At 63.0% G+C, this 24,758-nt stretch carries 19 protein-coding genes; 12 read left to right on the plus strand and 7 right to left on the minus strand.

Annotated features, from left to right (window positions below; genetic code table 11):
• Positions 1–82 precede the first annotated feature (82 nt).
• From rnr to SRB521_RS13155, 5 genes are all read left to right on the plus strand, one after another.
• Positions 83–2,128, plus strand: coding sequence for a ribonuclease R (rnr, locus tag SRB521_RS13135; protein ID WP_116722179.1), 2,046 nt, complete (start codon positions 83–85; stop codon positions 2,126–2,128).
• Complete coding sequence (gene nagZ / locus SRB521_RS13140) at positions 2,125–3,402, plus strand: beta-N-acetylhexosaminidase (protein ID WP_116722180.1); 1,278 nt, start codon at positions 2,125–2,127, stop codon at positions 3,400–3,402. The genes rnr and nagZ overlap by 4 nt, the downstream gene beginning before the upstream one ends.
• Before the next feature lie 77 nt (positions 3,403–3,479).
• Positions 3,480–3,845: a BlaI/MecI/CopY family transcriptional regulator gene (locus tag SRB521_RS13145; protein ID WP_033117293.1), complete on the plus strand. Its 366-nt coding sequence runs from the start codon at positions 3,480–3,482 to the stop codon at positions 3,843–3,845.
• A 5-nt stretch (positions 3,846–3,850) separates the two neighbouring features.
• Positions 3,851–5,848 carry a M56 family metallopeptidase gene (locus SRB521_RS13150; RefSeq protein ID WP_116722181.1) on the plus strand — a complete coding sequence of 666 codons (1,998 nt, stop codon included), beginning with the start codon at positions 3,851–3,853 and terminating at the stop codon, positions 5,846–5,848.
• A complete protein-coding gene (locus SRB521_RS13155) occupies positions 5,845–6,414 on the plus strand; it encodes a hypothetical protein (RefSeq protein ID WP_116722182.1) in 570 nt (189 codons plus the stop codon). Before SRB521_RS13150 ends, SRB521_RS13155 begins: the two co-directional genes overlap by 4 nt.
• A 50-nt stretch (positions 6,415–6,464) precedes the next feature.
• Here SRB521_RS13155 and SRB521_RS13160 read toward each other — a convergent pair whose 3' ends face one another.
• Positions 6,465–9,098 (minus strand): cation-translocating P-type ATPase, encoded by a 2,634-nt coding sequence (locus tag SRB521_RS13160; protein WP_242976566.1) that lies wholly within the window; start codon positions 9,096–9,098, stop codon positions 6,465–6,467.
• A gap of 482 nt (positions 9,099–9,580) precedes the next feature.
• Here SRB521_RS13160 and SRB521_RS13165 point away from each other — a divergent pair, with 482 nt between their 5' ends.
• The 6 genes from SRB521_RS13165 (at position 9,581) to pepT (ending at position 17,633) form a co-directional block, all read left to right on the plus strand.
• Entirely contained in the window at positions 9,581–11,500 is a 1,920-nt protein-coding gene (locus SRB521_RS13165) for an NAD(+) synthase (protein WP_116722183.1), read from the plus strand.
• Positions 11,501–11,719: 219 nt separating this feature from the next.
• Positions 11,720–13,084: a citrate/2-methylcitrate synthase gene (locus SRB521_RS13170; RefSeq protein ID WP_075704510.1), complete on the plus strand. Its 1,365-nt coding sequence runs from the start codon at positions 11,720–11,722 to the stop codon at positions 13,082–13,084.
• A gap of 301 nt (positions 13,085–13,385) precedes the next feature.
• Positions 13,386–14,012, plus strand: coding sequence for a class II aldolase/adducin family protein (locus SRB521_RS16240; RefSeq protein WP_075704511.1), 627 nt, complete (start codon positions 13,386–13,388; stop codon positions 14,010–14,012).
• A gap of 5 nt (positions 14,013–14,017) precedes the next feature.
• Positions 14,018–14,593 (plus strand): YcxB family protein, encoded by a 576-nt coding sequence (locus SRB521_RS13180; RefSeq protein WP_165366640.1) that lies wholly within the window; start codon positions 14,018–14,020, stop codon positions 14,591–14,593.
• A gap of 435 nt (positions 14,594–15,028) precedes the next feature.
• Positions 15,029–16,291, plus strand: coding sequence for an HlyC/CorC family transporter (locus tag SRB521_RS13185; RefSeq protein ID WP_033117287.1), 1,263 nt, complete (start codon positions 15,029–15,031; stop codon positions 16,289–16,291).
• An 88-nt stretch (positions 16,292–16,379) separates the two neighbouring features.
• Positions 16,380–17,633, plus strand: a complete 1,254-nt coding sequence (gene pepT / locus SRB521_RS13190; protein WP_116722184.1) for a peptidase T — start codon at positions 16,380–16,382, stop codon at positions 17,631–17,633.
• 122 nt (positions 17,634–17,755) lie between these two features.
• Here the strand turns inward: pepT and eno are convergent, their stop codons facing one another.
• The 6 genes from eno to SRB521_RS13220 all read right to left on the minus strand — a co-directional run bounded on the left by eno (position 17,756) and on the right by SRB521_RS13220 (position 23,658).
• Positions 17,756–19,060: a phosphopyruvate hydratase gene (eno, locus tag SRB521_RS13195; RefSeq protein ID WP_033117285.1), complete on the minus strand. Its 1,305-nt coding sequence runs from the start codon at positions 19,058–19,060 to the stop codon at positions 17,756–17,758.
• Positions 19,061–19,147: 87 nt separating this feature from the next.
• Entirely contained in the window at positions 19,148–20,668 is a 1,521-nt protein-coding gene (gene gpmI / locus SRB521_RS13200; RefSeq protein WP_058118325.1) for a 2,3-bisphosphoglycerate-independent phosphoglycerate mutase, read from the minus strand.
• Positions 20,669–20,711: 43 nt separating this feature from the next.
• Entirely contained in the window at positions 20,712–20,813 is a 102-nt protein-coding gene (locus tag SRB521_RS16565; RefSeq protein WP_242848475.1) for a triose-phosphate isomerase, read from the minus strand.
• A gap of 123 nt (positions 20,814–20,936) precedes the next feature.
• Entirely contained in the window at positions 20,937–21,713 is a 777-nt protein-coding gene (gene tpiA / locus SRB521_RS13210; protein WP_033116560.1) for a triose-phosphate isomerase, read from the minus strand.
• A gap of 180 nt (positions 21,714–21,893) precedes the next feature.
• A complete protein-coding gene (locus SRB521_RS13215) occupies positions 21,894–23,084 on the minus strand; it encodes a phosphoglycerate kinase (protein ID WP_033116561.1) in 1,191 nt (396 codons plus the stop codon).
• Between the two features lie 61 nt (positions 23,085–23,145).
• Entirely contained in the window at positions 23,146–23,658 is a 513-nt protein-coding gene (locus SRB521_RS13220; RefSeq protein WP_052082460.1) for a tRNA (cytidine(34)-2'-O)-methyltransferase, read from the minus strand.
• Positions 23,659–23,890: 232 nt separating this feature from the next.
• Here SRB521_RS13220 and proB point away from each other — a divergent pair, with 232 nt between their 5' ends.
• Positions 23,891–24,715, plus strand: coding sequence for a glutamate 5-kinase (proB, locus tag SRB521_RS13225; protein ID WP_033116562.1), 825 nt, complete (start codon positions 23,891–23,893; stop codon positions 24,713–24,715).
• Positions 24,716–24,758: the final 43 nt, after the last annotated feature.

The raw sequence follows: 24,758 nt of genomic DNA on the forward strand, positions 1-24,758 counted from the left end.
GGCGTCCTTTTTTGTTGCGCAGGCGCCTTTTGTGTTATACTAGAATCGACTGTTATGAGATACAAAGGAGATCATCCATTTTATGAGTTTACAAGGAATCTACCAGGCCTCCTCCAAGGGCTTCGGCTTTTTCACCCCTGAGGGCGCGGAGGGCCGGGAATCGGACCTGTTTGTGCCGCCCCGCTGCGACGGCGGGGCCTGGAACGGCGACAAGGTATCCGCCGTGATCCGCCCGGACCCCAAGGACCCGGACCGGCAGACCGCCGTTGTCACCGCCGTGCTGGAGCGGCGCAACCGCACCGTCATCGGCGCGGTGGAGCGCCGTGGCCGCGAGGTCTGGGTCCAGCCCAGCAGCGACCGCCTGCCCCACGCCGTCAAGGTGGTGGGACGCACCTCCTCCATCCGCCCCGGCGACAAGATCGCCGTGTCCATGAGCAGCTTCGGCAGCGCCAAGCTGCCCCCCATGGGCACCCTCAAGGCCGCCTTCGGCCGGGACGGCACCCGCAGTGCCAGCGTGGAGGCCATCCTCTACCAGTACGGCATCGAGCGGGACTTTCCCGCCCCCGTGCGGGCCGCCGCCGAGCTGGCGCCCTCCGCGGTGGAGCCGGCGGCCCTGGAGGGCCGCCTGGACCTGCGGGGCGGGACCGTCATCACCATCGACGGCGCTTCCTCCAAGGATTTTGACGACGCCGTGTCCCTGGAGCGGGACGGCGACGGCAACTGGGTCCTGGGGGTCCACATCGCCGATGTGTCCCACTACGTGACCGAGGGCTCCCCCCTGGACCTGGAGGCCTTTCACCGGGGCACCTCGGTATATTTTGCCGACCAGGTGGTGCCCATGCTGCCGGAGGCCCTCTCCAACGGCATCTGCTCCCTCAATCCCCAGGTGGACCGTCTGGCCCTCTCCTGCATCATGACCATGGACGGCCACGGGGCGATGCTGGGCCACAAGCTGGCCAAGACCGTCATCCGCTCCACCGAGCGGATGACCTATGAGGACTGCAACCTCCTCCTGGAGGACCAGTCCCCCGAGCTGGCCGCGCGGTACGCCCACATTCTGCCCATGCTCCGGGACATGGCCGGGCTGGCCCGGACCCTGGAGAAGAAGCGCCGGGCCCGCGGGGCCCTGGATCTGGAGAGCCGGGAGTGCTATATCGTCTGCGATGCCGATGGTCTGCCCGTGGATATCCGGGTGCGGGAATCCGGCACGTCCGAACGGCTCATCGAGTCCTTTATGCTTGCCGCCAACGAGTGCGTGGCCGAGCATCTCCAAAAGGCGGCGCTGCCCGCCGTTTATCGGGTCCACGAAAAGCCCTCGGCGGACAAGGCGACCAACCTGAAGGCCATGCTCGCTCCCCTGGGCTTTGCCCTCCGCGAGGCCGACAACGGCAGCCTCCAGAAGGTCCTGGACGCCGCGCGGGGGACGCCGCAGGCCCCCGCCATCCACACCATGGTCCTCCGCTCTCTCATGAAGGCCCGGTACGACGTGCAGAATCTGGGCCACTTCGGCCTGGCCGCCAAATACTACTGCCATTTCACCTCCCCCATCCGGCGCTATCCCGACCTGATGGTCCACCGCATCCTCACCTCCCTGCTGGACGGGACGCTGGGGGAGGGCCGGTCCGCCGGGGCGCTCTCCGCCGCCGCCCAGCGCGCCGCCGTGCAGTCCTCCGAGCGGGAGCTCGCCGCCATGAGCGCCGAGCGGGAGATCGAGAAGTGCTATATGGCCGAGTTCATGTCCGCCCATGTGGGGGAGACCTTCCCCGGCGCGGTCTCCGGCGTCACCAAGTTCGGCCTCTTCGTGGCCCTGGCAAACGGGGTGGAGGGGCTCCTCCCCGTCACCGCCCTTCCCGACGACCGGTACGAATACGACGAGGTGCGCATGACCCTCACCGGGTCCCGGACCAAGCTGACCTACTCCTTTGGGATGCCCCTGGAGGTCCTCTGCGCGGCGGCCAACGCCGGCTCCGGCCAGATCGACTTCACCCTTCCCGGCGTGGAGGGCGCCGCGCCCCGGGCGATCCCCGCCGCCGCGCCCAAGCGCCAGACCAGGACCAAGGCGAAGCGCCCCTCCGGAAAACCCGCCTATCGGCCTCCCAAACGGGAGAAGGGGAGGAAAAAGCGATGACAAAACGTATTTTATCTCTGTTTCTATTGCTATGTGTATTCATCTCTGCCGCCGGGTGCAGCTCCGGGACCGCTCCCGGCGGCAGTCCCGGGGCCTCCGCCACCGCCGTGCCCATACCCACGGCCACGGTCCCGGCCACACCGGAACCCACACCCACCCCGGACCCCGTTCAGGCCCGGCTGGATGCCATGACCACCGAGGAGAAGGTGGGGCAGCTCCTGATGGCGGGCTTCGAGGGCACCGAGCCCGGCGGCGACGCCGCCGTCTTCCTCCAGGACTATCAGGTGGGCGGACTCATCCTCTTCGGGCGGAACATCGAGAGCGCGGAACAGCTCACGGCCCTCACCAACGGCCTCAAGACCCTCAACGGCGACCAGATCCCCCTCCTCATCGGCGTGGACCAGGAGGGCGGGCTGGTGGACCGGATGCCGCCGGAGGTCCACCGCACCCCCGGCGCGTACGCCGTGGGCTCCACGTCGGACTGGGACCAGGGCCGCGCCCTGGGGGCCGCCCTGGCGGCGGAGTGCGCGGCCTTCGGCTTCCATCTGGACTTTGCCCCCGTGCTGGACGTGTGGAGCAACCCGGACAACACCGTCATCGGTAAGCGGGCCTTCGGCAGCGACTGGGAAGTGGTCAGCGGCTTCGGCGCCGCGGTGTCTAATGCCCTCCAGGCGGCGGGCGTGATCCCGGTGGTCAAGCATTTCCCCGGCCACGGGGACACGGCGGTGGACTCCCATATGGGACTTCCGGTGGTGGACAAGTCCCTGGAGAACCTCTCCCTCCAGGAGCTCCCTCCCTTCCGGGACCTCGTTTCGGGCGGCGAGACCCCCTCCGGCAGGGCAGAGGCCGTCCCCGCCGTCATGGTGGCCCACATCCTGATGACCCAACTGGACCCCGACTTACCCGCTTCCCTCTCCCCGGCGGTGGTGACCGACCTTTTGCGGGGGGAGCTGGGCTTCGGCGGCGTGGTCTTTACCGATGACCTCACTATGGGCGCCATTACACAAAATTACGGCCTGGGCGAGGCCGCCGTGCTGGCCGTGGAGGCCGGGTGCGACATGCTGCTGGTCTGCCACGGCCGGGACAGCGTGGACGCCGCCCGCTCGGCCCTGCTGGAGGCGGCGGCATCCGGCCGCATCTCCCAAGCGCGGCTGGACGAGAGCGTCAGACGCATCCTTTCCCTGAAACTGGAGTACGGCGTGAGCGGAGAGCCAGTCTCCGCGCCCGACCTGAACGCCCTCAACACCCTGGTGGACGCGGTCGCGGCCCAATAGGCCGGCTTCCCCTTGACAGCAGCCTCCTACAGGTGTAGTATTCAATCATAGATACTACATCTGTAGGAGGCTTTTCTATGTCCAGATTGACCGACAGTGAGTGGCGGGTCCTCACCGCTCTGTGGGATTCCGGCGACGCCGCCCTGGGCGAGGTGGCGGCATCCCTGCGCCCGGACACCGGCTGGAGCCGGAACACGGTGCTCACCTATCTCACCCGGATGGAGCGCAAGGGGCTGGTGACCATCGACAAAGAGCACTACCCCCACCGCTACCGCGCCGCCCTGAGCCGGGAGGAGGGCCGGACGGAGGAACGGCGCAGCTTCCTCAGCCGGGTCTACCAGGGCTCCGCCGGGGACCTGGTGGCGGCCTTTCTGAAGGAGGAGCCCATCTCCCCCCAAGAGCGGGAACGGCTCAAAAAGCTGTTGGACGAAATGGAGGTCTGAGCCCGATGACCGATCTCTGGTCCTTTCTCCTCCAGACCCTCACCGCCTCCGGTGCGGCGGCGCTGCTGCTGGCCGTCAAGGCCCTCTTTCGGGATAAGCTCTCCCCCCGGTGGCAGTTCGGCGTGTGGGGGGTGCTGGCGCTGGTCCTGCTGCTCCCCGCCGGTGGGGGCGGGCGGTACGCCCTGTTCAACTGGCCCCTGTGGGTGGAGAGTGCCAAGACCGCCCTCACCGGAGACTATTCCCTCACCCGGGTCCTCGCCCCCATCCCGCTGCCCCTGGGGCCGGGCCGTCCGGCATCTCCCGCCGACCTGCTCTATCTCCTCTATCTGGCGGGCGCGGCGGCGCTGCTGCTGCGGTACGCCCTCTCCTATCTGCGGCTTCGGCTGGCCCTCCGCCAGGGCGCCGAGGCCGACGGGGCCCAGATCCGCCGGGTGGCGGCCGCATACGGCTGCCGGCCCTGCCGGGCCGTGGCGGTCCCCGGCCTCTCCTCGGCCTTTGTCTGCGGGGTGTTCCGTCCCGTGCTGGCCCTCCCGGCGGAGCGCCCGGTGGACGACAAGGTGATCCTCCACGAGTTGCTCCACCTCCGCTGCCACGACGCCGCCTGGGGGCTCCTGATCTGCCTGTTCCGCTGCCTCCACTGGTGCAATCCCCTGCTGTGGATCTGCGCCGACCTCGCCCAGAACGACGCCGAGTCCCTCTGTGACCAGCGGGTGCTGGAGCGGCTGGAGGGGGAGGAGCGGCGGGACTATGGGCGCATCCTCCTCTCCATGGCCGACGACCGCTACGCCCGCGCCCCCGGCACCTCCTCCATGGCCAACGGCGGCCGGAACATCCGCGCCCGCATCCAGGCCATCGCCCGCTTCAGGCGCTACCCCGCCGGCATGGCCCTGGTGTCGGTGTGCATCGCGGCGGTGCTGGCCCTGCCCGCCCTTTTCGGCACCCGGGCCGGGGGCGTTGTTTTGGGTTCCCGGCGCTGGGACGACGCCCTGGATTTCCAGACCGCCATGGCCTCGGCCCGGGTCGCCCGGTGCACCACCGCCGCCGCGGCGCTGGACGCCTATGGAAAGGCGGTCCTGGAGCAAAACGGCATCTACCGCGCCCTCTGCGCCCCCCTGGAGGAGCACCCCGCCCTGGCCGCCGAGATGGAGGCCGCCGCTACGGGCCCCGACCACTGGGTCTACACCCGCTGGGAGAGCGGCCTGCCCGGCTATCCCGATCCGCGGGCGGGCTACTTTCTCTACAATCTGACCCCCGACAGCGGAGGCTACCGGGCTCTCATGGTCTTTCCTCTCCAGTGGGCCTATCCGGACGGGCCGGACCAGCCCCCCGCCTCGGACCCCGACTGCCTTTGGCTCGCCTCCCGGCCTGTCCGGGCTGAGCGCCGCGAAGACCGCTGGGTGGTCCTTCCCCAGGAGGCGTTCACCCTGACGGAGACCTCCCGTTCCCTGGACGACGGCGGATGGTTGGTCTGGGGGGACGCCTCTCTGCCCGCCGCCGCGACCTATGCCGCCGAGACGGAGCAGTTCCGCCTAGAGCTCCGCTACCAGACGGTCCATGTGCTGGACAATGCCATACAGTCCCAGACCGGCCTGTCCTGGCACCCGGGCGCCTCCGCCTTCGACACCGCCGTCAAGCCCTATGCCCGCTTTGCCAGGGCCTACGCGTCCTATTCCTTCACAGCCGTCTTTACCGGCAACGAGGACCAGCGGGCCGCCTTGGGCGAGGTCCGCTATGCCGCCGTCCCCCTCTCTGCCGACGGCAGCCACCCCGCGCTCAAATACGGCGCGGGAAGCGGCAGCAGCAGCACCGGGGCCTTCTGGGGCAGCAGCTCCAACAGCGGCCCCAGCCCCTGGGACGGTACGCTCTCCGACGGCGGCGGGACTTATCTGGGCGGCGACCCCAACGACACACCGGTATGGCCAGCCGGCTACCTGGTGGAGCTCACCGCCGGAGGGACCTCCCGGCAGGCCACCCTGCTCCCTGTAGAAGGAGGCGCAGCATGACCTCTCATCCGGAAGCCCTCTATCGGGGCGTCTCCCACGCCGCCTGGGGTTATCTCTTCCTCTATCTGGACGTCAACCTGGGGACGGTGAGCATTCTCCCCGCCTTCGTCGGTTATCTGCTCTTTTGGAGCGCCATCAGTGCGCTGGAAGGGGAGGTCCGGGACCTGTCCCTCCTCCGGCCCCTGTGCGCCCTGTTGGGCGCGTGGGCGGGAGCCGGATGGCTCTATTCCTGGACCGGCAGCAGTCTGGACGGCCGGTTCTATCCTCTGGACGTGATCCTCCAGGCCGCCTCCCTCTATTTCCACTTCCAGCTTTTTACCGACCTGGCTCTGCTGGCCGCCCGGTACCAGCCGGAGGGCGCAGACCTGGACCGGCATCTGCTGCGGCTGCGGACGCTCCAGGTGCTGCTTCTCACCGGCCTGGCCCTGGCCGGGCCCCTCTCCGACCTGTGCGGCGGACCGGCTCCGTGGCTCTCCGCCGCCCTGTCCCTGGCCGGCCTGTTGGTGAGTCTGGCCCTTATGAACCGGCTCTTCGCACTCCGCCGGTGTTTTCACCCCGCGCCGTGATCCATTCAAACAGGGCCGCCCATTTCATGGGCGGCCCTGTTTGAATGGACTTATCTGTTCTTCCGACGCACGGCGTCATGGATCACCTTGTAGATCTGGATCGCCACCGTGGGCAGGAACGCCAGGAGGATTACCCAGCCGAACTGGGCCATGGTGAAGGGGCTCACCTGGAAGAGGGCGTTGAGGCCGGGGAGGAACAGCACCGCCAGCAGCAGTACCACGCCGGCGGCAAAGGCGCCCAGGCTCGCCCTGTTGGTGGTGAGGCCCAGCCTGAAGATGGACTCGATGCCCCGGCAGTTGAACCCGTGGAACAGCCGGGCCAGCGTCAGCGTGGAGAAGGCCAGGGTCATGGCCAGCCCCGCTCCGCCGTTGTCGGCATTGAGCCCGATAAAATAGGCTCCCATGGTAGCACAGGCGATCAGCGCGCCGTAGGCCAGGATCTTGAGCATCAATCCCCGGGTGAGAATGGGCTCGTTGGGGTCCCGGGGCGGCTGGTCCAGCAGGCCCTTCCGCGCGGGCTCCACCCCGATGGCGATGGCGGGCAGCGAGTCGGTAAGGAGATTGATGAACAGCAGATGGACCGGTGCAAAAGGCATGCTCAGGCCCAGGATGGAGGTGAAGAGGACGCTGAGAATGCCCGCCATGTTGCCGGAAAGAAGAAAGTTGATGGCGTTTTTGATGTTGGTATAGACGCCCCGCCCGTTGACCACCGCCTTGACGATGGTGGCAAAGTTGTCGTCCGCCAGGATCATGGAGGCCGCGTCCTTGGACACCTCCGTACCGGTGATCCCCATGGCCACGCCGATGTTGGCGGCTTTGAGGGCCGGGGCGTCGTTCACGCCGTCGCCCGTCATGGAGACGATCTTTCCCTTGCGCTGCCACGCCTCTACAATGCGTATTTTATGTTCCGGCGATACCCGGGCGTAGACGGAGATCCGCTCCAGGCGCTCATCCAGGTCGTGGTCACTCATATCGGAGAGCTCCACGCCGGACACCGCCTCGTCCCCTTCCCGGAAGATGCCGATCTGCCGGGCGATGGCAGTCGCAGTGACCTTATGGTCGCCGGTGATCATGATGGTGCGGATCCCGCCTCGCTTGGCGTCGGCCACGGCTTGGACGGCCTCCGGCCGGGGCGGGTCGATCATGGAGATGAGGCCGATGAAGGTAAAGTCCCGCTCGTCCTCCAGGGTGAGCGCCCGGACCTCCGGGAGCTCACGGTAGGAGAAGGCCAGTACCCGCAGGCCCTCCATGGAGAGCTCCATGTTGACCCGGGAGATGCGCTCCCTCCACTCAGGCGTCATGGGCACCTGTCCCTCCCGGGTAAGGACATACCGGGAACGGTCCAGCAGCACGTCAATGGCGCCCTTCGTGTATAGGGTGGGGACCCCTTCGATCTCGTGGAGGGTGGACATCAGCTTGCGGTCGGAATCAAAGGCCAGCTCCCCCAGACGGGGGTGGTGCCTGCGGTAAAGCTCCTCGTCTACGCCGATGCGGTCCCCCAGCATGACCAGGGCCACCTCAGTGGGGTCGCCGATGGCGGTGCCGTCCTCCACATTGGTGGTGGCGTCGCTGGCCAGGAGGGCCGCCTTCAGGAGCAGCCGCTGCACATCGTTTACCAGATCCAGGTCGTCCCCCTCCAGAAGGGAGCCGTCGGCGTAGATCTTCTGGGGCGTCATCCTGTTCTGGGTGAGAGTGCCGGTCTTGTCGGAGCAGATCACAGACACCGAGCCCAGCGTCTCCACCGCCTTGAGGTCCTTGATGATGGCGTTCTGCCGTGCCATCTTCTGGGTGCCCATGGCCTGGACGATGGTAATGATGGAGCTGAGGGCCTCCGGGATGGCGGCCACCGCCAGCGCCACGGCAAACATCAGCGAGTCCAGCAGCGCCATATGATGGAACAGGGACAGGGCAAATACCACCACACAGATCCCCAGGATGGCCGTGGCCAGCTTCTTGCTGAAGTCGTCCAGACTCTCCTGGAGGGGGGTCTTGCGCTGCTGGGTCCGGTTCATCAGGGCGGCCACCTTGCCCAGCTCGGTGTCCATACCCGTGCCCGTGACCACTACCGTGGCCCGCCCATAGGTCACCAGGGAGCCGGAAAACACCATGTTTTTCTGGTCGCCCAGCGCCACCTTCTCCGCGGCGATCACATCCGAGGTCTTCTCCACGCCCTCGCTCTCACCAGTGAGGGAGCTCTCATTGACCTTCAGCGAAAAATTTTCCAGGATTCTTCCGTCGGCCACCACCATGTCGCCGGCCTCCAGCTCCACAATGTCGCCAGGCACCACCTGGGCCGAAGGCACCACGGACCGCACGCCGTCCCGGAGCACTTTTGCACTGGGCGAGGACATGGCCTTCAGACTCTCCAGGGACTTCTCCGCCTTGAAGTGCTGGACCGTACCCAGTACGGCGTTGAGGATCAGGACCGCAAAGATGACGACCGTGCTCTCCACGTTATCCGACACCATGGAGATCAGGGCCGCAATGATGAGGATCACCACCAGCAGGTCCTTGAACTGGTCCAGAAACACCTGGAGTCCGGACTTCTTCTTCCCCTCCGCCAGGGCGTTTTTGCCGTGTTTCTGGAGGCGCTCGGCCGCCTCCTTGGAAGTAAGCCCCGCCTTCGTCCCTCCGAGGGCGCTCAGGGTCTCATCCACGGTGCGGTTGAAAAATGAGGATTCCACACTTGCCACACTCCTTCTGCATCTATCTTGTCCAATCGGGCATAAAACTTCATGCGCCATTGGCGCATCACGATAAACGGGCAGAAGCGGACACATGAAGTCTTTGTGCATGCAGGTCGTCCAGGCCCACACGCTTTGATTCCGGACCGTGCCGTCATAGGCGCGCATGACCCTTTTGCTATGCTTATAGCAAAAAAGACTTTTGAGTATGGGCTTTGAGGATTCGAAGCCCATACTCAAAAGTCTTGTCACCGGAATCGGCGCCCTCCACCAGGCCCTGACCGGACCGTGATGTTGATGGAGGAACTTGCGACTACTCCCTTTTGAACAGTGGAATTATACCGGATATCCGCCCGTTTGTCAAGCCCGTCAAAAGTGAAAGATGGAAAACTTTTGCTCGCTCCCCCTCGCTTCCTCTCCCTTTTGTTGCAAAGGCTCCCATTTTGGGGTACAATATCTGCAACGCAAAGGAGGTCTTTTTCATGCGCGATGGTTTTGTCAAGGTCGCCGCCGGCACGCCCGCCATCCGGGTGGCCGACTGCCGTTACAACGCCGAGAGCTGCTTTACCCTCATGCGGGAGGCCTACCGCCAGGGTGTGCGGGTGCTGTGCCTCCCGGAGCTGTGCCTCACCGGCTATACCTGCGGGGACCTGTTCCTCCAGGACACCCTTCTGGACGGCGCCGAGGAGGCCCTCTCCACGGTGCTGGAGGCCACCAGGAGCCTGGATATGATCGCTGCCGTCGGGCTGCCGGTCCGCCGGCACAACAAGCTCTACAACTGTGCGGCGGTCATCCACAAGGGTGAGATTCTGGGCGTGGTCCCCAAGACCCATCTGCCCAACTACGGCGAATTCTACGAAAAGCGATGGTTCACCCCCGGAGGGCCCGCAGACCGGCTCTTCACCCTCTGCTCCCAGGAGACGGTCTTCGGCACCGACGTGCTCTTCTCCTGCGAGACGCTGCCCGGTCTCACCATCGGAGTAGAGCTGTGTGAAGACCTGTGGGCTCCCCAGCCGCCGTCGGTCAGACTGGCCCAGGCCGGTGCCACGCTGATCCTGAATCTCTCGGCCAGCGATGAGACCGTGGGGAAAGACGTCTACCGCCGCTCTCTGGTCACCGGGCAGTCCGCCCGTCTGGTCTGCGGCTATCTTTACGCCGACGCCGGCGAGGGGGAATCCACCACCGATCTGGTGTTTGCCGGGCACGATCTCATCGCGGAAAACGGCGTTCTCCTGGACGAGAGCCGCAATTTTGCCTCCGGCCTCACCGTGTCAGAGGTGGACGTCAATCGTCTGCTCTCCGAGCGCCGCCGTTTGAGCACCTTCCCGGCCGCTCCAAACGACTCGACGCTGCGGGTGAGCTTCAATCTGGCCCCCTCCACCACCACGCTCACCCGCTATGTCTCCCCCACCCCCTTCGTACCCGAGGACGCCGGAGACCGGGCGGAGCGCTGCGACGAGATCCTGAAGATCGCGGCTATGGGGCTCAAAAAACGCATCGAGCACACCCGGGCCGCCGCCGTCGTGGTGGGCCTCTCCGGCGGACTGGACTCCACCCTGGCCATCCTCATCGCCGCCATCGCCATGCGCCTCCTGGACCGTCCGGCCAGCGACATCATCGCCGTCACCATGCCCTGCTTCGGCACCACGGACCGTACCCGGGACAATGCCGTGGAGCTCTCCCGCCGCCTGGGCACCACCCTGAAGCGCATCGATATCGGCGAGGCGGTGAAGCAGCATTTCCGGGACATTGGCCAGAGCATGGAAACCCATGACGTTACCTTTGAAAACGGCCAGGCCCGGGAGCGGACCCAGGTGCTGATGGATATCGCCAACCAGGTGGGCGGCATGGTGGTAGGTACCGGCGACCTCTCCGAACTGGCCCTGGGCTGGGCTACCTATAACGGGGACCACATGTCCATGTACGGCGTCAACGCCTCCATCCCCAAGACCCTGGTACGGCATCTGGTCTCCTACGTCTGCGGCGACAAGGCCGAGAGCGAGCCGGAGCTCTCCCACGTACTGGCAGACATTTTGGATACCCCCGTGTCTCCCGAGCTTCTGCCCGCCATCAACGGTCAGATCTCTCAAAAGACCGAGGATTTGGTGGGCCCCTACGAGCTCCACGACTTTTTCCTCTACTATGCCATTCGCTGGGCCTTCCCGCCCAGAAAAGTGCTGCGCCTTGCCGAGCATGCCTTTGGCCGGAGCTATGACAGGGCCACCATCCTGAAGTGGGAAAAAACCTTCTACCGCCGCTTTTTCAACCAGCAGTTCAAGCGCTCCTGTCTGCCGGACGGGCCCAAGGTGGGCTCTGTCACCCTCTCTCCCAGGGGCGACTGGAGGATGCCATCGGACGCCGTGGCCGTCCTTTGGCTGGAAGAGCTGGAGGCCCTGGAATAGTCTTACCTCCCCCGTCCCAACAGGGCGGTCTGCCAAAGCAGACCGCCCTGCCTCTTTCTCTCCGCCGCGCCGTTCTCCGCAGTTTTTTCGCAAAATGAAACTTTTCTCCATTCACAGAATGGTAACATTTATATGATAAAGTAAATTTGATAATATAGACCACCAGCCGGGGGAGCTTCCTCCGGCTGTGCTTTACACAGAAAGGAGTGCGATCTTAACATGGCCAGCAACCCCAACTACAGCGATGTGACCCCCGCCATTGAGGCCTTGGCGCGCCGCAGCCTGGAGAACAGCTCCATTGCCGCGGACGACTACGTGCGCTACGATGTGAAGCGCGGCCTCCGCGACCTGAACGGCAAGGGCGTCCTGGCGGGACTGACAGAGATCTCCGACATCGTCTCAAAAAAGATGGTGGACGGGGAGGAGATCCCCTGCGAGGGCGAACTCTATTACCGCGGCTATAGCATTCAGGACCTGGTGGGTTCCGCCCTGCGCGAAAAGCGCTTCGGCTTTGAAGAGACCGCTTACCTGCTTCTCTTCGGTCAGCTTCCCACGGAGACGGAGCTCTCCGCCTTTTCCGCCCAGCTCTCCTACTACCGCACGCTTCCAAAAAACTTTGTCCGGGACGTCATCCTCAAGTCCCCCACCCAGGATATGATGAACTCCCTGGCCAAATGCGTTCTCTCCATCGCATCCTATGACGACAAAACCGACGACATCAGTTTGCCCAATGTGGTGCGGCAGTGTATGCAGCTTATCGCCACCTTCCCTCTCTACGCCGTCTACGGCTATCAGGCCTATCACTACAAGGAGGGGAATTCCCTCTTCATCCATGCCCCCCGTCCGGAGCTCTCCACAGCGGAGAACATCCTCACGCTGCTCCGCGCCGACTCCTCCTACTCCTTCTGGGAGGCCCACATTCTGGATATCTGCCTCATGCTCCACGCGGAGCACGGCGGCGGCAACAACTCCACCTTTACCACCCATGTGGTCACCTCCTCGGGGACCGACACCTACTCCTGTATGGCCGCAGCGCTGGCCTCCCTCAAAGGTCCCAAGCACGGCGGCGCCAACATCAAAGTGGTGCGGATGTTTGAGGACATCAAGGCCAGCGTGAAGGACTGGTCCGACGAGGACGAGATCAAAGCCCACCTGCGCGCCCTCCTCCACGGCGAGGCATTCGACCACGCCGGCCTCATCTACGGCATGGGCCACGCAGTCTACTCCCTCTCCGACCCCCGCGCCAACATCCTGCGCGGCTTTGTGGAGACCCTCTCTCGGGAAAAGGGCCGCACCGATGAATATGAGCTCTACTCCCGTGTGGAACGCCTGGCTCCCCAGGTTATCGCCGACGAGCGCAAGATCTATAAGGGCGTGGCCGCCAACGTGGACTTCTATTCCGGCTTCGTCTATCACATGCTGGATCTCCCCCTGGAGCTCTATACGCCTCTCTTCGCCATGGCCCGCATCGCCGGCTGGAGCGCCCATCGGATCGAAGAGCTCATCAATATGGGAAAGATCATCCGCCCCGCCTACAAATATGTGGGGCAACACCGGACCTATCAGCCGTTGGGCCAGCGGTAGCTTTTTCTCTCCGGCTCGTCCCGACCGCCTTCCGGCTGCCAAAAACCGGTCTGGACGTGTTCAGCTGGCGGGGATAGGGCCATCACCCCGCCCCGCGAGGCGGAATGCTCTGTATTCCCTGGGCGGCACAGGACACAGAGGGACGGACGATGCCTCTCCGCCTCTGGAAAAGTCGGACCCCCGCGGCATTTTAAGGCTCTCCGCAGCGCGGAGAGCCTTTCTTTTTCCTTCGGACTTGCCAGCCCCGTCTCGGGGCATTATAATGATAGATACAGTCGATCCGCATAAAGGAGAGTGCAGTATGGATTATGAGACCCAGCGCCGGCTCATATGCGAGCTGGGACGTCGGATGTGGGAGCGGGGCTGGGTGGCCTCCAACGATGGAAACCTCAGCCGCCGTCTGGGGGAGGGGCTTTTTCTGGTGACCCCCGCCGGCGTCAGCAAAGGCTTTCTCACCACGGATATGCCCGTGGTCGTGGACAGCGAGGGACGGGTGGTGGAGTCCAGCGGGGCTTACCTCCCCTCCTCCGAGACGCCCCTTCATTTGGAGTGTTACCGCCGCCGGGGCGATGTGGGCGGCATCTGTCATGCCCATCCCCCCGCCTCCACAGCATTCGCCTGCGCCCACAAAGCTTTGGATGCGTCCATTCTGGGCGAGGCCCTGATGGTCTTGGGCCCTGTTCCCTGCGCCCCCTATGCCCGTACCGGTACCCCGGCACTGTCCGCCGCCGCCGGCCCTCTGCTCGACGACCACGACGCGGTCCTTCTGGCCAATCACGGTGCCGTTACGCTGGGTTTGGACCTGGAGCAGGCCTATTGGCGGATGGAGACGCTGGAGCACACCGCGCAGATCTGTCTGGGTGTCCGCCTGCTGGGCGGCGGCGTCCCGCTTACGGATGAGCAGTGCGCACAATTGAGGAGGAGTTGATGTTCATGGAGCCGAACTTTCAGGTGGAGACCGCCCACGACCAGGATGCTTACAACAATATGGTGACCGCCCACTATATGCTGCATGAAAAAAACTCCATCAAAAGCCTGTATGCCCTCGCCGTCGTACTGGCCCTGTGCGTTTGGTGGATCGCCGCCGGCGGCAACTACACTTCGATCCGAGCTTTGGGCTCCGGCATCACGACGCTGGCCATCGTGCTTCTGTTGGTCCCCTATGTGGACCGTTTTGCCGCCCGTCAGGTGTGTCACCGGCTGCTGGACCGCGTGGTGAAGGCGGCAAAAAAAAACAAATTCTACGGCATCCCCACCCGCTACCGCTTCTATGATGACAAGCTGGATGCCTCCGACAGCGCAGGCAGTGTGGAGACCCCCTACTCTCAGGTCACCGACCTGGTGGAGACTGAGCGGTATTTTCTGGTCTTTCTGAAAAGCGGACAGTGTGTTCTGGCCCGCAAAACGGATTTTACCGTGGGAGAGGCGGCGGATTTCAAGGATTTCCTCACCCGCGCGTGTGGACGGGATATGCGCTTTTTTGAAATGCCCAAGCGCAATGGGCGCTGATTTTCCTTTTCTCTTGTCTATTGTACATTTGGAGCACCCTCCGTCGAAACAATAAGGGGACGCCTCAAAATGGGGCGCCCCCGCAGACTGGGAGTTCTCGAACTGGCATACATTCCCGTATTTTATCCAAAGTCAATTTTATCAATTTTTGATATCAGCGCAACCTTTGAGAAAGTCCTCATTCCCTTTTGTGTTCAACATAACTGCTATACACCGGAAGAAGGAATGCGCTGATTTTTTCCCTTGCAATTACAGGAGAGCTCTGCTATACTGAAAGACAAATATTTTGAAAGGGGTCGGTGAGTCCCCGTGGACCAACCTCCGCCCAGTAACTGCACAGGATGACAAAGAGGGCAGCCTTAGCCGCAGCGCGGCATAGGGCTGTCCTTTTGTACACAAAATCTCAATCTTAAAAAATGGAGTTGATCTGTCCTCATGGACCCGTCCAGTATTGCCAAGCTCGTCGCCATTCTTGTCCTGGTCGTCTTTTCCGCCTATTTTTCCGCCACAGAGACCGCCTTCACCTCTCTCAACCGCATTCGTCTGAAGAGCAGGGCGGAGGCCGGGGACCGGCGGGCTGCCTCCACCCTGGCCCTGGCCGATGATTATGACCGGCTGCTGTCCACCATCCTCATCGGCAACAACGTGGTCAACAATGCGTCCACCTCGCTTGCCACACTGCTGTTCATCTCTCTGCTGGGTGAGGCCCAGGGGCCGGCCGTCGCCACCCTCGTGGTCACCATCGTGATCCTTATCTTCGGCGAGATCTCCCCCAAAAGCATGGCCAAGGAGTTCCCCGAGCAATTCGCCATGTTCTCCGCCCCCTTTCTGCGGCTGCTCATGGCCCTGCTGCGTCCCCTCACCTTTCTGGCCGCCCAGTGGAAGAAGTTCCTCAGTCTAATTATCCGGAAGCAGGGGAATGCGGGAATCACGGAAGAGGAGCTTATCACCATGGTCTCTGAGGCCGAAAACGAGGGCGGCCTGGACCAGGATGAGAGCGCGCTGATCCGCTCCGCCATCGAGTTCAGCGACCTGGAGGTGGAGGAGATCCTCACCCCCCGGGTGGATATCGTGGCCGTGGAGGATACCGACTCCATGGACGAGATCGCCAAAGTCTTTGCGGAAAACGGCTATTCCCGCCTGCCCGTATACCATGAGGACATCGACAATATCGTGGGCGTCATCCACGAAAAGGATTTCCATGCCGCACGCTACCATGGTCAAAGCGACGTGTCCGCCATTATCGCCACCGTCCTCTACACCACTGCCAACACTAAAATCTCCGATCTGCTGCGCATCCTCCAGCGGGAGAAGGCCCACATGGTCATTGTGGTGGACGAATACGGCGGCACCGAGGGTCTCTGCACACTAGAAGATATCGTGGAAGAGCTGGTGGGAGAGATCTGGGACGAGCACGACGAGGTCATCGAGGAATTCAAAAAGCAGGAGGATGGGAGCTACCTCATCTCCTGCAACGCCAACCTCACCGACCTCTACGACCTCTTCTCCATCAAGGGAGAGCGCGACTCCACCACGGTCTCCGGCTGGGTCATGGAGGAGGTGGGCAGGGTGCCTGAGGAGGGCGACCATTTTGTCTATGAAAATCTGGATGTAACGGTGACGAAGGTGGATCACCGCCGCGTTTTGGAGATCCGGGTCGTGGTACTGCCGGAAAAGGAGCCATCGGACAAGGGCTGACCACCGCTCCCTTTTCCCACTGTGTTCCGCCGTAGCCCCATACAGTACCGGTCGCTCCCGGCAGTGCGGCCGGATAGGAGGTTAAACCATGGAAAAAGTCGTATCCCGTTTCCTGCGCTATGTGCGTATCCATACCGAAAGCGATACCAGTGCTCCGCCGGACGTCCTGCCCAGCGCCGCGCGGGAATTCGATCTGGCCCGGCTTCTAGTGGATGAACTGCGGGAGCTGGGACTCACCGATGCCCATGTGGATGAGCATTGCTATGTATATGCCACCCTTCCGGCCACCCCCGGATGCGGCGCTCTCCCCGTCATCGGCCTGCTGGCCCATATGGACACCTCCCCAGATCTGACGGGCAAGGATGTCAACCCTCAAATCTTCCACTACGACGGCGGCGAGTTGGTAATCAACCGGGAGCTGGGCGTGGTGATGGACGCCGAACACTTTCCGGAGCTGGACCGCTTCTTGGGTGAAGATCTGATCTTTGCCGATGGGCGGACTCTCCTGGGTGCGGACGACAAGGGTGGTATCGCCGTAATCCTTCAGGCACTGGAGGATCTTATCGCCGCCGGCACCCCCCATGGGACTGTCAAGGTGGCCTTCACCCCCGACGAGGAGATCGGCCGCGGTCCTCTGGGCTTTGATATTCCCGGCTTCGGCGCGGACTTCGCCTATACACTGGATGGTCCCGCCCCCAACGAATACGCCTATGAGACCTTCAACGCCGCCCAGGCCCAGGTCACGCTTACCGGGCTGTCCGTCCATCCCGGCTCCTCCAAAGGGCTGATGAAGAGCGCACTGCTGATGTCCATGGACTTCAACGCGCTCCTGCCGCCTCTGGAGACCCCCTTCCACACCGATGGGCGGGAGGGCTTCTTCCACCTGCTCTCCCTCACCGGCAACGTGGAGGAGGCCAGGATGATCTATCTCATCCGCGACCACGACTCCGCCCGCTTTGCAGAGCGGAAGGCCGTGATGGAAAAGGCCTCGGAGGAGCTGCGCCGCCGTTGGGGCTCCGACTGCATCCGCCTGGAGATCACCGACCAGTACCCCAACATGGCCAAATGGCTGGAAGATAAGCCCGAGATCGTGGCGCTGGCCGTGGCCGCCATGCGCCTGGCCGGTGTGGAGGATCCGGTGGCTGTGGCCATCCGCGGCGGCACCGACGGCAGCCAGCTCACCAGCAAGGGCCTCCCCTGCCCCAACCTGCCATGCGGAACCCAGTACGCCCACGGACGCTATGAGTTCGTGTCCGTCCAGGCTCTGACCACCTGTAAGGAGATGGTCAAACATCTGGTATCCGCCGATCTGGTCAAGCGGGTGATGGAGGAAAATCTGTGATGCCGGTCCTCTTTCAGGTTTTCCCCGCGCTGTTTTCCATTCCGGGGCCGCGAGCCGACGCGTAAGAGAAAAGGAGGTCCCCGACCATCGGTCGGGGACCTCCTTTTCTCTGCGGCAGCCGCTTACTTGTTCAGATTGAAAAACGCCTTCTTGCCGGGATACTCCGCCACATCGTCCAGCTCTTCCTCGATGCGCAGGAGCTGATTGTACTTTGCCACGCGGTCGGTGCGGCTGGGGGCGCCGGTCTTGATCTGCCCGGCGTTCAGTGCCACGGCGATATCAGCGATGGTGGCGTCCTCGGTCTCTCCGGAGCGGTGGGATACGATGGCGGTATAGCCGGCACGGTTGGCCATCTGGATGGCGTCCAGCGTCTCGGTGAGGGTGCCGATCTGATTGACCTTGATGAGGATGGCGTTGGCCACCTTCTTTTCGATACCGGTGGAGAGGCGCTGCGTGTTGGTGACAAACAGGTCGTCGCCCACCAGCTGGACCTTGTCGCCGATGGCCTTGGTGAGCATGGCCCAGCCCTCCCAGTCGTTCTCGCCCATGCCGTCCTCCAGGGAGATGATGGGATACTTGGCCGCGAAGTTCTTCCACATGTTGACCATCTGCTGCTTGGTCATGGTCTTTTTGGCCTTGGGCAGATCATAGCAGCCGGTCTCGTCGTTGTACCACTCGGAGGTGGCGGCGTCGATGGCGATCATAAAGTCCTCGCCGGGCTTGAAGCCGGCCTTCTCAATGGCCTGGACGATGACCTTCAGGGCGTCCTCATCCTTCTTTAGGTTGGGGGCGTAGCCGCCCTCGTCGCCCACGCCGGCGGCGGGAGTGCCGTTCTCCTTCAGCACACCCTTCAGGGTGTGGAAGACCTCGGCGCACATCCGCAGAGCCTCGCGGAAGCAGCAGGCGCCCACAGGCATGATCATGAACTCCTGGATGTCCACATTGTTGGTGGCGTGTGCGCCGCCGTTGAGGATATTCATCATGGGCACGGGTAGGGTCTTGGCGTTCACGCCGCCGATATAATTATAGAGCGAGCAGCCCAGACTCTCCGCGGCCGCCTTGGCGCAGGCCAGAGAGGCGCCCAGAATGGCATTGGCACCCAGACGGGTCTTGTTGGGCGTGCCGTCCAGCTCCAGCATGGCCTTGTCGATGGACACCTGGTCCAGCACGTTCATGCCCACCAGACACTCGGCGATCTCCGTGTTCACATTCTCTACAGCGTTGAGCACGCCTTTGCCCAGGTAGCGGCTCTTGTCGCCGTCCCGGAGCTCACAGGCCTCGTAAATACCGGTGGAGGCACCGGAAGGCACTGCGGCGCGGCCTACGGTCCCGTCCTCCAGATAGACCTCCACCTCCACGGTGGGGTTGCCGCGGGAGTCCAGAATCTCGCGGCCCAGAACGTCAACGATTTCGATGATCTGCTTCATTGGTATGATCTCCTTTCAAGTTGCGCGGCCGCCCCTGTGGGCCGCGTCTATTCCTGTCAGGGCGGTCACGCCGCCCGAACACGCATCTCAAGAAACGATCAGGGTCTCCCCATCCATCTCGGCGGGCTTTTGGAGCCCCATCAGGTCCAGCATAGTGGGGGCGATATCCGCCAGCTTGCCGTCCCGGAGCTTCACATCAGCCCCGACGATATAGAAGGGGACAGGATTGGTGGTGTGCGCCGTATAGGGCGTCACACCATCGTCCTCCAGCATCCGGTCCGCATTGCCGTGATCGGCCGTGATGAGGGTGATCCCGCCCATGCGGGAGGTGGCCTCCACCACTCTGGCCACGCATTCGTCCACCGTCTCCACTGCCAGGCGGGCGGCCTCGTAGACGCCGGTGTGGCCTACCATATCACAGTTTGCAAAATTCAGAATGATCACATCATAGCTGCCGCTTTCGATCCGCTCCACACAGGCGTCTGTGACCTCGCGGGCGCTCATGTCGGGCTTGAGATCGTAGGTGGGCACCTTGGGAGAGGGGATGAGCACCCGGTCTTCGCCGGGAAACACCTGCTCCACGCCGCCATTGAAGAAAAATGTGACGTGCGCATATTTTTCCGTCTCTGCGATCCGGAGCTGGGTAAGTCCCAGCTTGGAGATATATTCGCCGAAAATATTGGTGAGCTTATGGTGGGGGAATGCCACCGTCACATTGGGCATAGTGGCGTCGTACTCGGTGGTGCAGACATAGTGGAGGGGGAAAAATCCCTTCTTCCGCTCTACATCGGTAAAGTCCGGATCCACCAGACAACGGGTGATCTCCCGCGCCCGGTCCGGGCGGAAGTTCATGAAGACAACGGAGTCCTCCCCGCCAATGACCGCCTCCTTACAGCAGACAACAGGCACCACAAACTCGTCGGTCACGCCGGCGTCGTAGGATTTCTGCACCGCATTCACCGGGTCCGGCTCAAAGGGGCCCTCTCCCAGCACCAGCGCATCATAGGCCTTCTGCACCCGGTCCCAGCGCTTATCCCGGTCCATGGCGTAATACCGGCCGGAGATCACACCGATCTTGGCGTTGCCCAGCGCCTCGCACTTGGCCTGCAACCGCGCCACAAAGTCCTTGCCGGAGGAGGGGGGTACGTCGCGTCCGTCCAGGAAGGCGTGGACATACACCCTGGACAGTCCCCGCTGCTTGGCCATATCCAGGAGTGCGAAGATGTGCTCGATGTGGCTGTGAACGCCGCCGTCCGACAGCAGTCCCATGACATGGAGCGCCGTCCCCTTCGCCTTGCAGTCGTCCATTGCGGAAACATAGGCCTCGTTTGTGAAAAAGTCCCCGTCCTGAATGGCCTTGGAGATCCGGGGCAAGTCCTGAAAGACCACCCGGCCCGCGCCGATATTGGTGTGTCCCACCTCGGAATTGCCCATCTGCCCTGCGGGCAGCCCCACATCCAGGCCGGACGCGGACAGCTTACAGCCGGGATTGGAGGCAAAGATGCGGTCCAGGTTTGGCTTTTTTGCGTTGGCAATGGCGTTGCCCGCGGTCTCCTTCCGGAGTCCAAACCCGTCCATGATGATGAGAGTGGTAGGCGTTTTGTTCATGATGGAACCTCGAATCTATAAAGTTGGAGATTGGGAACGTCCCTCAGCCGTCCTGGTTGGCCGCGTTGATGATCTCCACGAACTGCTCCGGCTTCAGAGACGCGCCGCCGATCAGGCCGCCGTCCGCCCCACGCAATTTTTCCATTGCGCGGGGACCCCCTTTATTTGACTTCCTCGGGCAGAATCAATCCGCCCTGCGGCAAGCCCTCTGGGCTTGGACGCGCCTGCCGGCGCGGTTCGCTTCGCTCACCCGTGGACTGCGGCCTCCTCAGCCGTCCTGATTGGCCGCGTTGATGATCTCCACGAACTGCTCCGGCTTCAGAGACGCGCCGCCGATCAGGCCGCCGTCCACGTCGGGCTGTGCCAGAAGTTCAGCCGCATTCTTGGGATTCATGGAGCCGCCGTACTGGATGGTCACGCTGCGGGCCACACGGGCACCGTACAATTTGCGGATCACCGCGCGGATGGCCTGGCAGACCTCACCGGCCTGTTCGGCCGTGGCGGTCTTGCCCGTACCGATGGCCCATAGCGGTTCGTAGGCGATGACCACATGGCGCAACTTATCGGCGCTCACGCCGGAGAGCGCGCACTTCACCTGATAGGCGATGAGCTCCATGGTCACGCCCAGTTCCCGCTGCTCCAGGCTCTCGCCCACGCAGACGATGGGGCGCAGCCCCACCTCCAGGGCGGCGTGTACCTTCTTATTGACCGTGAGGTCCGTCTCGTTGTAATACTGCCGACGCTCGGAATGGCCGATGATGACATACTTTACGCCCAGCTCCTTGAGCATCTCGGCCGACACCTCGCCGGTGTAGGCGCCGGTGGCCTCATAGTGGCAGTTCTCCGCGCCGATGGCCACCCGGCAGTCCTTGAACAGGCGGATCGCGGCGGGGATGTTCACATAGGGCACGCAGAGCACCACGTCACACCACTTGCCCTTGGGCAGGATGGGCTTAAGCTCTTCGGCAAAGGCACGGGTCTCCGAGAGAGTCTTGTTCATCTTCCAGTTTCCCGCAATGATCGTTTTCCGGTATCTTCTATTCATGGGTTTCGCGGACCCCTTTCTATCTGTTTGATCTGTCGCTTCTTGCTCATTGCGCTGTCACGGCGCGGGTTGGGCAACGACCGGCACATCAGCCCGGCCTTTTACGAAACATATCCTGCGGGCGGAAGGCCGCAGGCGCTTTTTCATTTTCCCGTCTCCCCCATGCGCCTGCCTGTGCTTTTATTTATCCAGCAAACATGCCACACCGGGCAGTTCCTTACCCTCCAGGAATTCCAGAGAGGCGCCGCCGCCAGTGGAGATATGGGTCATCTTGTCGGCGTAGCCAAGCTGCTCCACCGCCGCGGCAGAGTCGCCTCCGCCCACGATGGTGATGGCGCCGGACTCAGCCAGCGCTTTGGCCATGGCCTTGGTGCCCCCGGCAAAGGCGGGGAACTCAAAGACGCCCATGGGCCCGTTCCACACCACAGTGCCCGCGCCCTTCACCGCATCGGAGAAGGCTTCGATGGCCTTGGGCCCGATGTCCATTCCCATCAGTTCGTTCGGAATGTTCTGCTCCTCCAGCACAGGCTTTGCGCTGGCGGAAAACTCCGCTGCACAGAGGTTGTCCACAGGCAGCAGGAACTTCACGCCCTTTGCCTCGGCCTTCTGCATCATTTCCCGCGCGTAGTCCAGCTTATCCTCTTCCAGGAGGGATTTGCCGATGGTGTAGCCCTCCGCCTTTTTAAAGGTATACGCCATGCCGCCCCCGATGATGATGGTGTCGGCCTTCTCCAGGAGGTTGTTGATCACATTGATCTTGTCGGAGACCTTCGCGCCGCCCAGCACAGCCACGAAGGGGCGCTTGGGGTCGTCCAGCGCCTTGCCCATGATATCCAGCTCCTTGCCGATGAGGAAGCCGGAGACGGCGGGCAGATAGGCCGCCACGCCGGCAGTGGAGGCATGGGCACGATGCACGGTGCCGAAGGCATCGGAGACATATACCTCCGCCATGGAGGCAAGCTCCTTGGCAAACTCCGGGTCGTTCTTCTCCTCCCGCTTATCAAAGCGCAGATTCTCCAGTAACAGGATCTCCCCGGGTTTCAGCGCCGCGGCCTTGGCCTTGGCGTCCTCTCCCACGATATCCGTGGCAAAGAGGACCTCCCGGCCCAGCAACTCGGAGAGGCGCTTTGCAACAGGGGCCAGGCTCAGGGACTGCTTCCACTCGCCTTTGGGCTTGCCCAAATGGGAGCACGCTATCACGGCGGCCTTCTGATCCAGCAGGTACGCAATGGTGGGCAGGGCGGCCACGATGCGCTTGTCATCGGTAATGGCTCCGGTGGCCTTGTCCTGCGGCACGTTGAAGTCGCAGCGGAGCAGGACCTTCTTGCCCGCTACGTCGATGTCCTTCACGGTCTTTTTGTTATAGTTCATTTGCAAAGCTCCTTTCAAGGTTACAGGTGGAGGTGTGATCGAAACGGTGAATTGCGGCGGCTCAGCGCCGGATGGCGCAGGCTTTCTGTTCCTCCCAGGCCCGGTGCCCATCCTGTATCAGGCCGGGGAAATCCAACTGGCGGAGGGCCTCATAGGTTACCGCCGCCACGGTGTTGGCCAGGTTCAGGCTGCGGGCCTCCTCCCGCATGGGGAGGCGGACGCAGCGCTCGGGGTACCGCTGCAGCAGCGCCGGCGGCAGCCCGGCCGTCTCTTTCCCGAAAAAGAGCCAGCAGCCGTCCCGGTATGCCGCGTCGCTGTACCGGCGCGCAGACCTGGTGGTGGTGAGCCACAGGTCCGGCTGGGGATTCCGGGCAAAAAAATCATCCAGGGACGCATAGACGTGTACGTCCACCAGATGCCAATAATCGAGGCCCGCCCGCTTGACCGCCTTGTCTGAGATGTCAAAACCCAGGGGCTCGATGAGATGGAGCGTGCTGCCGGTGGCCGCGCAGGTGCGGGCCACATTGCCGGTGTTCATGGGGATCTCGGGTTCGACCAGGACGATATTTATCATACACAAGTCAAGCCCCTTTCAATCGACAGTTTCCCAGCGCACTACATTGTAACGCAATGGAGGCGGAATTACAACATAAAAAACACGAATTTGCGCAAAATTTTCTTGCTTTTCCAGAGCGAAACGGCAAAAATCTCACCATTCAATTTTACTCTTCCTCTTTGCCCGCGCTTGTGCTATGATGTGGTAAAGTGGGATGGGATTTTTTCGTAACAGCAGGAGCGTGAGTGTGATGGAAACGGAAAAGCATTGTCTCCGTGTCGTGGTAAAGGTGGGGACCTCCACCCTGACCCACGACACTGGAAGGCTCAATCTACATAATATGGAGTTGCTGGCCAGAACGCTCTCCGATCTGGAGGGGATGGGCCATGAGGTCATCCTAGTGTCCTCCGGCGCCATTGCCGTCGGGACGGCCAAGATGGGACTGAAGGCGCGCCCTACCGAGCTGCGGATGAAGCAGGCCGCCGCTGCGGTGGGACAGTGCATGATGATGCACCTCTACGACAAGATGTTCGGGGAATACAACCGGGTGGTGGCCCAGATCCTGCTCACCGGCGAGGATGTGGACGCCCCTGTCCGGGCCGAGCACCTCCACAATACCTTTGAGTCCCTGCTGGAGCTGGGGATTATCCCCGTGGTCAACGAAAACGACTCGGTGTCCTCTGCGGAGATCGAGACCGGCAAGTGCAAGGTTCTGGGCGACAACGACACCTTGTCGGCCATGGTAGCTCGGCTGTGCCGGGCGGACCTGCTGGTGCTTCTGAGCGACATTGACGGTCTCTACGACGCCGATCCCCATGCAAACCCCTCCGCCCGGCTCATCCACCGGGTGGAGGCCGTCACACCGGAGCTGCGGGCCATGGCCGGCGGAGCCGGGTCCTGGCGCGGCACCGGGGGCATGGCGACGAAGCTCAGCGCCGCCGAACTGGCCATGGGCGCAGGCGTGGACATGGTCATCACCAATGGCGCCCGCCCCGAGGACCTCTACGGCGTAGTCAACGGCGAGGATGTGGGGACCCGCTTTGTCGCAAAGCCCCCTTGCTCCGCCCTGTCCTGAAAAGGCACTGGACTCAGTTGGTTCTTAATTCTTATCTTTGAAG

The sequence above is a fragment of the Intestinimonas butyriciproducens genome (genome assembly GCF_004154955.1).
Classification (GTDB): Bacteria; Bacillota; Clostridia; order Oscillospirales; family Oscillospiraceae; genus Intestinimonas; species Intestinimonas butyriciproducens.

What these genes read in the sequence shown, in the direction of transcription:
- rnr (WP_116722179.1), top strand. Translation starts at nt 83, where the DNA reads ATGAGTTTACAAGGAATCTACCAGGCCTCCTCCAAGGGCTTCGGCTTT.
- nagZ (WP_116722180.1), top strand. Translation starts at nt 2,125, where the DNA reads ATGACAAAACGTATTTTATCTCTGTTTCTATTGCTATGTGTATTCATC.
- SRB521_RS13145 (WP_033117293.1), top strand. Translation starts at nt 3,480, where the DNA reads ATGTCCAGATTGACCGACAGTGAGTGGCGGGTCCTCACCGCTCTGTGG.
- SRB521_RS13150 (WP_116722181.1), top strand. Translation starts at nt 3,851, where the DNA reads ATGACCGATCTCTGGTCCTTTCTCCTCCAGACCCTCACCGCCTCCGGT.
- SRB521_RS13155 (WP_116722182.1), top strand. Translation starts at nt 5,845, where the DNA reads ATGACCTCTCATCCGGAAGCCCTCTATCGGGGCGTCTCCCACGCCGCC.
- SRB521_RS13165 (WP_116722183.1), top strand. Translation starts at nt 9,581, where the DNA reads ATGCGCGATGGTTTTGTCAAGGTCGCCGCCGGCACGCCCGCCATCCGG.
- SRB521_RS13170 (WP_075704510.1), top strand. Translation starts at nt 11,720, where the DNA reads ATGGCCAGCAACCCCAACTACAGCGATGTGACCCCCGCCATTGAGGCC.
- SRB521_RS16240 (WP_075704511.1), top strand. Translation starts at nt 13,386, where the DNA reads ATGGATTATGAGACCCAGCGCCGGCTCATATGCGAGCTGGGACGTCGG.
- SRB521_RS13180 (WP_165366640.1), top strand. Translation starts at nt 14,018, where the DNA reads ATGGAGCCGAACTTTCAGGTGGAGACCGCCCACGACCAGGATGCTTAC.
- SRB521_RS13185 (WP_033117287.1), top strand. Translation starts at nt 15,029, where the DNA reads ATGGACCCGTCCAGTATTGCCAAGCTCGTCGCCATTCTTGTCCTGGTC.
- pepT (WP_116722184.1), top strand. Translation starts at nt 16,380, where the DNA reads ATGGAAAAAGTCGTATCCCGTTTCCTGCGCTATGTGCGTATCCATACC.
- eno (WP_033117285.1), bottom strand. Translation starts at nt 19,060, where the DNA reads ATGAAGCAGATCATCGAAATCGTTGACGTTCTGGGCCGCGAGATTCTG.
- gpmI (WP_058118325.1), bottom strand. Translation starts at nt 20,668, where the DNA reads ATGAACAAAACGCCTACCACTCTCATCATCATGGACGGGTTTGGACTC.
- SRB521_RS16565 (WP_242848475.1), bottom strand. Translation starts at nt 20,813, where the DNA reads ATGGAAAAATTGCGTGGGGCGGACGGCGGCCTGATCGGCGGCGCGTCT.
- tpiA (WP_033116560.1), bottom strand. Translation starts at nt 21,713, where the DNA reads ATGAATAGAAGATACCGGAAAACGATCATTGCGGGAAACTGGAAGATG.
- SRB521_RS13215 (WP_033116561.1), bottom strand. Translation starts at nt 23,084, where the DNA reads ATGAACTATAACAAAAAGACCGTGAAGGACATCGACGTAGCGGGCAAG.
- SRB521_RS13220 (WP_052082460.1), bottom strand. Translation starts at nt 23,658, where the DNA reads ATGATAAATATCGTCCTGGTCGAACCCGAGATCCCCATGAACACCGGC.
- proB (WP_033116562.1), top strand. Translation starts at nt 23,891, where the DNA reads ATGGAAACGGAAAAGCATTGTCTCCGTGTCGTGGTAAAGGTGGGGACC.